The organism is Corallococcus sp. AB049A (genome assembly GCF_003668885.1).
GTDB lineage: Bacteria > Myxococcota > Myxococcia > Myxococcales > Myxococcaceae > Corallococcus > Corallococcus interemptor.
On record NZ_RAWL01000290.1, the window covers coordinates 1 to 11,147 of the forward strand.

The following is an 11,147-nucleotide window of genomic DNA, read 5'->3' on the forward strand; positions in this document are numbered from 1 at the left end:
CCACCCGCGTCCTCTTCGGCCCGGGCCGCGTCCAGGAAGTCCCCGACCTCGTGCGAGGCCTCGGCGGCCGGAAGGTCCTGCTCGTCACCGGCACCCACCCCGCCCGCGCCGAGCCCGTCCGCACGGGGCTCGAACGGCTGGGCATCCCTTGCGCCTCCTTCCGCGTCCCGGGAGAGCCCACCGTCGACCTCGCGCGCGAAGGCACCGCCGCCGCCGTGGACGCGGGCTGTGACGCCGTGGTCGCCATCGGTGGAGGCAGCGCGCTCGATGGGGGCAAGGCCATCGCCGCGCTCGCCGCCAACGGGGGCGACCCGCTGGACTACCTGGAGGTCATCGGAAAGGGACAGGCCCTGACGAAGCCGTCGCTGCCGTTCGTCGCGGTGCCCACCACGGCGGGCACCGGCTCCGAGGTGACGCGCAACGCGGTGCTGGGCTCGAAGGAGGCCGGCGTGAAGGCCAGCCTGCGCAGCCCGATGATGCTCCCGCGCGTGGCCCTGGTGGACCCGGACCTGCTGGAGCATGCGCCCGCGGAGGTGCTCGCGGCGGGCGGGCTGGACGCGCTGTCGCAGCTCATCGAACCGTTCCTGTCCATCCGCGCGCAGCCGCTCACGGACGCGCTCGCGCGTGAAGGCATGCAGCGCTCGGCGCGCTCCCTGCGCAAGGCCGTGCTGCACGGCCCGGGCCCGGCGGAGCGCGAGGACCTGGCCCTGGCCAGCCTCTTCGGCGGACTGTGCCTCGCCAACTCAGGGCTGGGCGCGGTGCATGGCTTCGCGGCGCCGCTGGGCGGGATGCTCGGCGCGGCCCATGGCGCGCTGTGCGCGGCGCTCCTGGGCGCCACGCTGGAGGTGAACCTGGAGGCGCTGCGCTCACGCGCTCCGGACCACCCTGCCCTGCCCCGCTTCCGTGAGGTGGCGGTGCTGCTCACCGGCCAGTCCAACGCCCGCGCCGAGGACGGCATCGCGTGGGTGAAGGACCTGGTGGACTCCGTGCGCATCCGGGGCCTGCGCGACATGGGCCTCACCGACGCGGCCGTGCCCGGGCTCGTCGTCAAGGCCCGCGCCGCCAGCAGCATGAAGGGCAATCCGCTGCCGCTCACCGATGCGGAGTTGACGGCGCTCGTCGAACGGTCGATGTGAGGACCCACCCATGAAACCCGCCGCCCTCGTCCCCGTGGTGCTCGAACGCCTGCGCGAGAAGTATCCCGACGCGAAGTACGAGCTGAACTGGAACACGCCCTTCCAACTGCTGGTGGCCACCATCCTCGCCGCGCAGTGCACGGACGAGCGCGTCAACCGCGTCACCGCCGAGCTGTGGAAGAAGTACGACGGCCCCCAGGCGCTCGCGGACGCGGACACCGCGGAGCTGGAGGAAGACCTCAAGCCCACCGGCTTCTTCAAGCAGAAGACCAAGACGGTGCAGGCCGTGAGCCGCGCGCTGCTGGATGCGCACCAGGGCGAGGTGCCCGACCGCATGGAGGACCTGGTGGAGCTGCCCGGCGTGGCGCGCAAGACGGCCAACGTCGTGCTCAACACCGCCTTCAACCAGGCCTCCGGCGTCATCGTGGACACGCACGTGGCCCGCGTCAGCCAGCGCATGGGCCTGACGAAGCAGGAGAAGGCGGAGGCCATCGAGACGGACCTGATGAAGCTGGTGCCCAAGGACGACTGGACCTTCTTCGGTCCCGCAGTGGTGCTGCACGGCCGCTACACCTGCGTGGCGAAGAAGCCCAAGTGCGCGGAGTGCCTGTTCAACGACGTGTGCCCCAAGCTGGGCGTGGCCTGAGCCGTCACAGGTGCGCGAGCACCGCCAGCGTCAGCACCCAGTCCAGCCCGGCTTCAAGGAAGTAGTACGTGGAGCCGTCCAGCGAGGTACCAAACCCGGTGCCCAGGTGGCCCAGGGGCCCGGCGAAGAACTTCATGCCCAGCTCCGCCCCCAGGTTGATGGGGGTGCGCCGCGAGGGCGAGTTGTCCAGGTACGGGCCCACCAGCGCCCGGCCATAAGGCGCGAACCAGTTCGTCACGAAGTGCTGGTAGCCCACGGTGGCGTTCAGCGACACCCGCTTCGCGTCCAGGCCCACGTTGGCGCCCAGCGTCAGCCGCCGGGCCTTGAGCCCCATGGGCTGCACGTTCACGTCCAGCGCCAGGCCCACGCCGCCGTCGAACGGGACACGCCAGCCCAGCGCGAACTCCGTCGTCGACTTGTCGATGGCCAGCGCCTCGTAGCGGAAGTGCGCCGCGCCCACCGCGTCTCCGCGCGCGTCGTGGAGGTCCGCGAGCGCCAGCGTGGCCTCCTCCGAATCCTCCTCGTACGACTTGCGCAGCGGCGCCTCCGCGCCCTCCAGGTCGCCCCGCGCCAGCCGGTCCTTGCCCTGCGTCAGACACGCGGACGTGGAGCCCATGGCGCACGCGAGCCCGAAGGCCCGGTCCGCCTCCTCCGTGCGGTGGTCCACCTGGAGCTGCTGTCCCCAGGTCTCACAGGCCCAGGCGCTGCCGCCCTCGCACTTCTCCTCCAGCGTGGGGGCGCGCGTCGCCACCTCGCGCGTCGTGACGCACGCCACCGTCAGCAGGCACGGCAACAGGCACAGCCACCGGACGGTGGACGCGAATGGACCACGGAGGGCTGGGGCCGCAACCATGGTCCACATTCAAACACACCGCACGGGAGAGCGGCGTGCCGGGGCGTGTTTCAGTGTTCGTGGACCGTCGTGTCAATGCGGTGCTCGTCGGCCTTTTGCTCCTCCGAGGTCGTGGTCCCGGAGCCGCCCACGCCTTCCCGGAAGCCCTGGGCGGCCTCGCGGCTGGACTCGCGGAGGCTGTCCGCGGCCCGGCTGGCACCGTGCTGGACGTCCTTGGCGGCCTCGCCTACCTCCTGGCCGACCTGCCGGGCGTTCTCGTTGACGGACTGCTGCTGACGTTCATTGCAGCCGGCCGTGAAGCTCACGGTCCCAATCACACCCAGTACGACGAGCCCATTGAAGTGGCGTGTCCACATGGTTGTCTCTCCCGAGGGTCCCGGCCCTCTGGGGTGAAACGTAGGCACGCCTGCTCTCCGACAAAGTCCTGGTTTCCTTCCCGGAAGGCCCCGGAGCGCTGCTTGCCTGTCAGCCCCCTGCCGCCCGGGCCTTGCGGAAGGCTTCCGGGGACGTGCCCCACCAGCGTTTGAAGGCGCGGTGGAAGGCGGCCGGATCCGCGTACCCCAGCAGGAAGGACACCTCCGCGATGGACATGCGCCGCTGGAGGTAGCCCTGGGACAGCTCGCGGCGCAGCGCCTCCACGAGGCCCGCGTAGGTGTGGCCCTCCGCCGCCAGCTGGCGCTGCAACGTGCGGGACGGGACGCGCAGGGCCCTGGCCACCGAGGCGAAGGAGAAGTCGCCTCCCGCCAGCGTCCGCCGCACCTGGTCGCGTACGCGATCCGCCAGGGTGTCCGCGACGGGGAGCCGCTCCAGCGCGCGGCGCGCCTGGTGTTCGAACACGGCGTTGAGCAGCGCGTCCGCGTGGACGAAGGGCCGGTCCGCGTCCCCGGCGGAGAACTCCAGGTCGTTCGCCGGAGCGTTGAACTCCAGCGGGCAGCCGAAGAGGGCCTCGTGTTCGCGCAGGTCCGCGGGCGCCGGGTAGACGAAGCGCGCGCGGAGGGGTCGCACGTCCGCGCCGGTGAAGACGCGGATGCCCGTGGCCAGCTGCACCAGCGCCAGCTCCGACAGGTGCCGGTGCGCGGGCCGCCATCCAGGGCCCATGGGCGTGAAGCGCATGCGCACGCCGCGCGGCGTGTCCTCCACCGCGAAGCGCTCGCCGTCGCCCCAGACGCGCTGGTAGCGACAGCCTCGCACCATGGCCTCGCGGAGGTTGGCGCTGGTGAGGATGACGAGCGACGCGGGGTCGTCCGCGTCCATCACGTCCAGCTCCGCCATGTGCAGTCCCAGGTTGTCATCGCCGGTGAGCAGCACGGCGCGCTCCAGGATGTCGTCCAGCAAGGCGTAGGGGATGCGAGCTTCCGGGTCGTCCAGCTCGGACCACCGCAGCCCCACCTCCGCGCAGAGCCGTTCCGCGGGCACGCCGCGCTTCGCCGCCGCGAGCAGCCCCTGCCGGGCCAGGCGGGCGGAGAGCGAAGGCGGAGCGGAGGGAGGCACGGACAGGGACGCTAGCGACCGCCTGGCGCGAGCGGCAAGCCGTTCTGGCGCCAGCGGGCAGTGCATCCCGCGCACGCGGGCGGCACCTTGTCCCGCATGGACTTCACCGCCACGCTGCTGCCCCGCCTGCACCTCTTCGAGTTGATTGATCAGCCCTGGTATCCGCGCGCGGCGCGCAACCTGTCCACGGACTACCTGCACACGGTGTCCACCCGGATGGGGCTGTTCGACGCGGCCGCGGACGTGCTCGCGAGGGGGCTCCAGGCGGCTGGCACGGACACGCTGGTGGACCTGGGCTCCGGAGGCAGGGGGCCCGTGCCCCGCATGCAGCGGCTGCTGGAAGCGCGGCACGGTTTGAAGACACAGGCCGTGCTCACGGACCTCTACCCCAACGCGGAGGCTGCCGAGCGGGCGCGTTCAGAAGGCGCGACGTACCTCTCCCGGCCCGTGGATGCGCGGCAGGTGCCAGCCGACCTGCGCGGCATGCGCACGCTCTTCAATGCCCTGCACCACTTCAAGCCGGAGGAGGTCCGCGAGGTGCTGGAGGACGCGCAGCGGCGGGGCGAAGCCTTCGCGGCCTTCGAGGTCGTGCACCGCACACCGGGCGGGGTGCTGGGCACGCTGTTCGTGCCCCTGCTGGTGCTGCTCTTCACGCCGTTCATCCGGCCCCTGACACCGCTACGCCTGCTGCTCACCTACGCGCTGCCCGTGGCGCCACTGGCGCTCACGTGGGACGGGCTGGTGTCCACGCTGCGGGCCCACCGGCCAGAGGAGCTGAAGGCCCTGCCCCAGAGCCTCCAGCGTCCCGGCTACACCTGGGAGGTGGGGGAGGTGCGCGAGAAGGGCAAGGGCTCCGTCACGTACGTGCTCGGGATGCCGGTGCGCTAGACGGGGATGTCCTCCCACGACTTCGTGGGGTTCCGGGCGCGGAAGGTCTCGATGCGCGCGCCGACCTCCCAGCTCGTGTGCGTGTCTCGCAGCTGTTCCAGGTAGAGGCAGCGCCTGGCGACCGCGTCCAGGTCGAAGGCCCAGTACATGCTCATCAGCGGGTTGATCCACAGCTTGCTGCCTTGCGTCCGCGACGTGCGGTGCTTGTCGCCGTAGTCGCCGTCGATGGCGCCCACCACGGACAGCGAGACGATGCTCGGGCGCCGGGCCATCTCTTCGGACGAGTACAGGACCGCCTCGCGGTAGCGGTCCACCTCCGGCATCCCCGGCAGCAGCGCGGTGACGCCCAGGTACGCCCCGCGCCGGCTCAGGTCCGCCACGGCCTCGAGGAAGTGCGCGTGGCAGATGCCGTGGAACGCATCCACGCCGAAGCCCAGACAGACGATGAGCTTGTCCCGCAGCGACAGTGAATCCACTGCCGCGAGACTCGAGATGTCCTCCTCCGGTGTGCCCAGCCCGGCCTCGTCGCCGCGCATGAGGATGTCCGTGCCGCCGTCCACCAGCACCACCGTGTCGAAGCCCAGCTCCTTCTGGAGCGACGCCCAAGCCGCGCTCAGCGGCGCGACCCCGACCTTGTCGAAGCAGTAGATGGAGACGGACTCGCCTCGCGCCTGGAACCACCGCGCGAGCACGCCCTCCGGGAAGTAGTGCTCGGGCCCCTGCGTCTCCGCGCGGACCTCCATCAGCCCCGGGGCCACGACGCGCCCGTCCACGCGGTCCAGGACCGTGAAGCTCAGGTTCGCCAGCGACACGCGCTTGCCCATCGCGCGCAGCCGGAAATACAGCGGCAGGCCGCAGTAGATGTCGAAGCCGCCTCCCGCTCCCGCGAGGAGCACGTGGTCCGCGCGCTGGAGCCGTTCGAACAAGGGTGAGGTGGCCAGATCCATGGCTCAGTCCACCGTCTCTTCATCCGAGGACGGCTTCTCGGGGAACTCCTCGGCGGGGTCGTAGGCGTCGCTCGAATCCATCCCCGTTTCGTCCTCGGCGGGGTCAGTGGCGTCGCCCTCGTTCACCTCCGCCGTTTCGTCGTCGGAGTCGTCGGCCTCGGGCTCGTCCGTCGCGTCGGCGTCATGGAGGTTCGCGGGTCTGTCGAACCGCAGCCGGACCGGCGCCGACTCCGGCTTCGACTCACACCCACGCGCATCGAGGAACAGGTCCAGCGAGACGATTTCGTCCCAGCGCTCGCGGTCGAAGATGTCGACGAGGTCGGTGACAGTCACCGTCGCCCCCGCCGCGATGCTGAAGGCGTCCAGGTCGTCCGACAACAGGGCCGCCTTCTCCTCGCTCGGGTGCGCGTCCTCGCCATACCCCTGGAGACAGAACTGGCCATTGATGCGCCGGGCGCTCACGTTCTTCACCGTGTACTGGAGGCGGTACAGCCCGAGCGTGCTGTCGTGCGACAGCGTGACGCCGGACAGCTCCATCTCCCCCGGCGCAGGCTTCCGCGGCCTCTGGGGTGGCGGCACGTCCGCGGGAGCAGGGCTTCCCGTGCGAAGCAGGCGCAGGGGCTCGCTGGATTCCTGGAAGCGGTCCTTGTCACATTGATAGTCCCGCGCCGTGTACAGCAGCACCGTCCGGGTCTGCTCCCAGTCCGGTTCGCGCACGTACACGCGATCCTTGAAGACGTCTTCCGTGCCGCCCTTCACGGTGATGCTTCCCATCTGGGCCTCGTGGACGGTGAAGCCCTTTTCATCGAGCAGTGCCAGGCACGCATCCCCACGCGCCTGCGCTGTCCCCGGGTTGGTGAGCGTGTACGTCACCTCGACATGGCTCCCGTTCTCCTTGACGAGACGCACGGTGGAGAACTTCAGCGGCTTCGCCACCTTCGCGACAGGCGCCGCGTCCACGGCCACCACGCCCGCGTCAGGCGGGACGCTTGCCTGGGGCTGTTCCCGCTTGCATCCCGGCCCCCACGCCGCCGCGCTCCCCACGAGGAGCAGGCCCAGGGTCCGCCTCCGCCAGTCATTCCGCGTCATGATGAGCCTCTTCACTGGCAGCCGCGTTCTCCGCATCCAAGGGCTTGTGGACCAGAACGCCCGGGTTGTCCGGCCCCGCGATCTCCGAGCAGCCATAGGGGTGCGCGAAGAGGCGCAGCACCGTCACCTCGTCCCAGTGACTGGCATCGCCGAAGGTGCCGGTCCCCTTCACGGTCGTTGACGCCCCCGGCGCCAGGTCGAACTCGCCCACTTCGTTCTCCTCCAGGGCGAACAGGCCCTCCCGCACATAGGCCCGCAGACACGCCGACCCCGAGGCCCGGTGGCCGCTCACGTTCTTCACCTTGAAGGTGACGGAGGCGCCCGCCGGCGCCCTGGACCGGCGCACCCGGACGTCGGACACCACGAGGTCCGCCGCCGTCACCTCCTCCGCCGGAACCGGCATCGGCAGGCCTGCGGGCCCGGGCGCTCCCGTCGGCAGCAGCCGGAGGGTTTCACTGGTGGGCTGGAGCTCGGTCTGGGAACAGTATTTGCCGTAAGCCACCGTGAAGAGCAGCACGGCGCGGGCCTGTTTCCATTGCAGGTCGGCCACGATCAGCTCGTCCTCGAACGTGTCCTCCGACCCGCCCTTCACGGTGATGCCCCCCATCCGCTGGACGGCGATGGAGCGGTTTCCCGCGTCGATCAACATCAGGCACGCGGGCCCTCGTGCCTGCGCCGTGCCCGGGTTGGTGAGCGTGTACGTCACGGCCACGCGGTCTTTCTGGCGCTGAAGGGTCACGTCCGAGAAGCGCAGCGGTTTCACCCCTTGAGCCACGGGCCCCGCGTCCACCACGGCGACGGCCACCACGCCCGCGTCCACGGGCACGTTCGCCTGGGGCTGTTCCTTCTTGCACCCGGCGCCACACAGCGCGGCGAAGCCCAACAACAACACCGTGCCCAGCACCCTCCGCGGATCACTCCCCATGCGGTGCCTGCTGCTCCCTGTTGAATTCCTCTTCCGGATCGTAGGCGTCGCTCGAGTCCATCCCCGTTTCGTCATCGGAGTCCCCGGCGGGCTCGGCCTCCACCCCTTCCTCCGGCGCGTGAATGGACTCAGGCTTCATGAACTTGAAGCCCGTGTTGTCCGTGTCCGCGCCATCCGCGCAGCCATAGGGGCTGGTGAAGAGGCGCAGCACCGTCACCCGGTCCCAGTTCCGGTCATTGTCGAAGATGACGGAGTCCTTGATGGTCTCCGAAGCCCCCGGGGCCAGGCTGAAGTCTCCCTCCGGCGACTCCTCCAGGTGGGGCGCGCCCTCCTGCACGTAGGCCCGCAGACACCCCGAGCCCGACGCCCGGTGGTCGCTCACGTTCTTCACCGTGTACCTGAGGGTGTAGTCGTCGGACTGGCCGGCCTGGGTCAGCTCGACGCCGGACACCTCGAAGTCGGTCGCCTGCGACGACTGGAGTTCCTGGGGCGCGGGTGCGTCCGCCGGAGCGGGCTGGCCCGTCGGCAGCAGGCGCAAGAGCTCACTGGTCGCCGAGGACACTCCGCTCGAGCAGCGGTACTCGCCCGCAGTGTAGAGCATCACGGTCCGGGTCTGCTTCCAGGACGTCCCGCCCAGGGACACCTTGTCCTCGAACGTGTCCGTCGTCCCGCCCTTCACGGTGATGCCACCCATCCGCTTCACTTCGATGACCCGGCCCTGGTCGTCGTGCAGGGACAGGCACGCATCCCCGCGCCCCTGCGCCGTCCCCGGATTGGTCAGCGTGTACATCACCAGCACGCTGGTGCCCTGGGGCGTCAGCGTCACGTCCGAGAACTTCAGCGGCTTCGCCACCTTCGCGACCGTCCCCGCATCCGGAACGCCCGCGTCCACGGCGGCCACGGCCACCACGCCCGCGTCCACCGGCGTGCTCGCCTGCGCCGGTTCCTTCTTGCAGCCCGTCCCCCACACCGCCGCGCACGACAGCAGGAGCACGGCGCACGCGTGCCCTCGCCACTGATCGCCCCAACGCATGATCAAGCCCCTCTAGGATGTCCTGGCTGGCGGTTTCATATGGGACACCGCCACGGAGCGGCAAGGCAGCCCCACGTCACGCGTGCTTGACGCGGCAGGTCCGGAGCGCTCGGATGCGCGCCACCTATGCCCACTCCCAAGCTGCTCACCCGCGCGGAAGCCACCGACTATCAGGAAACGTCCCGCAGCGCCGACGTGGTCGCCTTCGTCGACGCCCTGTGTGCCCAGACGAAGCTCGCGAAGCGCGTGGACTTCGGCCAGAGCGGTGAAGGTCAGCCGCTCATGTCGCTCATCCTGAGCGACCGCAACTGCTTCACGCCGGAGCTGGCGAAGAAGCAGAAGAAGCTCATCGTGATGGTGGAGGCCAACATCCACGCCGGTGAGGTGGAGGGCAAGGAGACGCTCCAGGCCCTCGCGCGCGACCTCACCCTCACGTCCATGGGCAAGAAGCTGCTGGACCGGCTGGTCCTCGTCTTCGTCCCCAACTTCAACCCGGACGGCAATGATCGCATCAGCAAGGGCAACCGCGCGCTGGACCTGAAGAACCTGGAGGGCCAGGTCAACCCGCCCGGTGGCGTGGGCATGCGCTACACGGGCGAGGGCTGGAACCTCAACCGCGACAACATGAAGCAGGAGGCGCCGGAGACGCGCGCCCTGGCGAAGCTGTACCAGGCGTGGTGGCCGCACCTCTTCGTGGACTGCCACACCACCGACGGCAGCATCCACGGCTTCGATCTCACCTTCGACATCCCGCACGGCAACGCGGACCTGCTGCACACCTCGCGCGACTACAACCGCGAGCTGGCCGAGCGCGTGTCCGCCGCGGTGAAGACGAAGCACGGCTTCGACAGCTTCTGGTACGGCAACTTCCGCAAGGAGGGCGACCCGCGCTCCGGCTGGCACACCTACCCCGCCCTGCCCCGCTTCGGCAGCCACTACCGCGGCCTGCTGGGCCGGCTGGACGTGCTCTTGGAGACGTACAGCTACATCGACTTCCCGCGCCGCTGCGCCGTCATCCGCGCGTGGGTGCTGGAGCTCATCCGCGACGCGGCCCGCTACGCGAAGGAGTACCGCCGCGTCACCGAGTTCGAGGAGGCGGCCATCATCGCGCGCGGCCAGAACCCCGACGTGCGCCAGTGGGTGGGCATCAACTACGGCGTCGCGCAGCGCGCGTCGGACGGCGCGCTGGTGTTCGACTACCCGGCCTACGTGAAGGACGGTGACACCGCCGTCATCAACTCCTTCGACGAGGCGAGCATCGAAGCCCGTCGCTACCCGGGCAAGCGCAAGAAGGTCTACAAGACGCCGCACCACCGCACCTTCGTGCCCACGCAGGCCGTGAGCACGCCGGCCGGCTACCTGGTGCCCGCGTCGCTCGCCGCGCGCCTGGACGGCCACGGCATCCGCTACGAGAAGCTGGCCAAGGCGCAGCGCTTCCAGGTGGACAGCTACCGCATCGCGCGCAAGGAGGAGACCTTCAGCCCGGACGTGGCCGCCAACGTGCCGCCCCCGGGCCAGGACGAGGTGCCGCTCAGCCAGAAGCCCAAGCCGGTGCGCTTCGAGACCATCCTCACCGTGGCTCCCGAGCGCTCCGAGAAGGAGTTCCCCGCCGGCACCCTCCTGGTGGGCACCGGCCAGCGCACGGGCACGCTCATCACCTACCTGCTGGAGCCGCACTCGGACGACGGCTTCTGCCGCTGGCAGTACCTGGATGACAGCCTGAAGGTGGGCGAGCTGTACCCCATCCACCGGGTGGTGGAGTCCACGCGCGCCCCCCAGAAGGTGGAGTAGGCGTCACACCTCCGGACACCTCTTCGCCCCCGGGTCTGTCACACCCGGGGGCATTGGCCCTAGACTGTCTCCCGCAGGACCCGCGGAGACGTGTGCGGGGGCACGCGGGAGGCCCCGGATGGCTGGCAAGAGGCAGACGCCCGGAGGCATGCGCCTTCCGGGGCGCACAGGTGTGACGCGCGTCTGGGGACTGGTGGCCCTGGCGCTCTGCATGGCCGTGGGCTTTTTCGCCGTGCGCGCCTGGCGCCAGCGAGCCCCCGGGCCGGAGACACCGGCGCTGTGGCTGTCGGACGCGCCCCACCGTCCCCTGGAAGTGCGGCTGAGCGTCCCCGCCGCGGACGTGTACCG

12 protein-coding genes are annotated in these 11,147 nt (G+C 70.4%); 5 read left to right on the plus strand and 7 right to left on the minus strand.

Annotated elements, in window-relative coordinates:
• A partial coding sequence (locus D7X55_RS26695) for an iron-containing alcohol dehydrogenase (protein ID WP_147470214.1) occupies positions 1-1,136 on the plus strand: 1,136 nt, incomplete at its 5' end.
• A gap of 10 nt (positions 1,137-1,146) precedes the next feature.
• Positions 1,147-1,782, plus strand: a complete 636-nt coding sequence (gene nth, locus D7X55_RS26700) for an endonuclease III (RefSeq protein ID WP_121724530.1) — start codon at positions 1,147-1,149, stop codon at positions 1,780-1,782.
• Between the two features lie 4 nt (positions 1,783-1,786).
• Here the strand turns inward: nth and D7X55_RS26705 are convergent, their stop codons facing one another.
• The 3 genes from D7X55_RS26705 to D7X55_RS26715 all read right to left on the minus strand — a co-directional run bounded on the left by D7X55_RS26705 (position 1,787) and on the right by D7X55_RS26715 (position 4,126).
• Complete coding sequence (locus tag D7X55_RS26705; protein ID WP_147470215.1) at positions 1,787-2,635, minus strand: hypothetical protein; 849 nt, start codon at positions 2,633-2,635, stop codon at positions 1,787-1,789.
• Positions 2,636-2,685: 50 nt separating this feature from the next.
• The gene (locus D7X55_RS26710) at positions 2,686-2,940 is read right to left on the minus strand and encodes a hypothetical protein (protein ID WP_233610086.1); all 255 of its coding nucleotides are present in this window, start codon (positions 2,938-2,940) and stop codon (positions 2,686-2,688) included.
• A gap of 160 nt (positions 2,941-3,100) precedes the next feature.
• Positions 3,101-4,126 (minus strand): AraC family transcriptional regulator, encoded by a 1,026-nt coding sequence (locus D7X55_RS26715; protein ID WP_167510921.1) that lies wholly within the window; start codon positions 4,124-4,126, stop codon positions 3,101-3,103.
• Between the two features lie 60 nt (positions 4,127-4,186).
• Here D7X55_RS26715 and D7X55_RS26720 point away from each other — a divergent pair, with 60 nt between their 5' ends.
• Positions 4,187-5,014 carry a hypothetical protein gene (locus D7X55_RS26720; protein ID WP_233610087.1) on the plus strand — a complete coding sequence of 276 codons (828 nt, stop codon included), beginning with the start codon at positions 4,187-4,189 and terminating at the stop codon, positions 5,012-5,014.
• Here D7X55_RS26720 and D7X55_RS26725 read toward each other — a convergent pair.
• Genes D7X55_RS26725 through D7X55_RS26740 form a run of 4 tightly spaced genes read right to left on the minus strand, consistent with a single transcriptional unit; the run spans position 5,011 to position 9,008 of the window.
• Positions 5,011-5,961, minus strand: a complete 951-nt coding sequence (locus D7X55_RS26725) for a DUF1152 domain-containing protein (protein ID WP_121724533.1) — start codon at positions 5,959-5,961, stop codon at positions 5,011-5,013. The genes D7X55_RS26720 and D7X55_RS26725 overlap by 4 nt on opposite strands.
• A 3-nt stretch (positions 5,962-5,964) precedes the next feature.
• Positions 5,965-7,050 (minus strand): hypothetical protein, encoded by a 1,086-nt coding sequence (locus D7X55_RS26730; protein WP_121724534.1) that lies wholly within the window; start codon positions 7,048-7,050, stop codon positions 5,965-5,967.
• The gene (locus D7X55_RS26735) at positions 7,037-7,975 is read right to left on the minus strand and encodes a hypothetical protein (RefSeq protein ID WP_147470216.1); all 939 of its coding nucleotides are present in this window, start codon (positions 7,973-7,975) and stop codon (positions 7,037-7,039) included. The genes D7X55_RS26730 and D7X55_RS26735 overlap by 14 nt, the downstream gene beginning before the upstream one ends.
• Entirely contained in the window at positions 7,965-9,008 is a 1,044-nt protein-coding gene (locus D7X55_RS26740) for a hypothetical protein (protein ID WP_147470217.1), read from the minus strand. The genes D7X55_RS26735 and D7X55_RS26740 overlap by 11 nt, the downstream gene beginning before the upstream one ends.
• 126 nt (positions 9,009-9,134) lie before the next feature.
• Here D7X55_RS26740 and D7X55_RS26745 point away from each other — a divergent pair, with 126 nt between their 5' ends.
• Complete coding sequence (locus tag D7X55_RS26745) at positions 9,135-10,799, plus strand: M14 family metallopeptidase (protein ID WP_121724537.1); 1,665 nt, start codon at positions 9,135-9,137, stop codon at positions 10,797-10,799.
• A gap of 118 nt (positions 10,800-10,917) precedes the next feature.
• On the plus strand, positions 10,918-11,147 hold a 230-nt coding region (locus D7X55_RS42965), incomplete at its 3' end, for a hypothetical protein (RefSeq protein ID WP_147470218.1).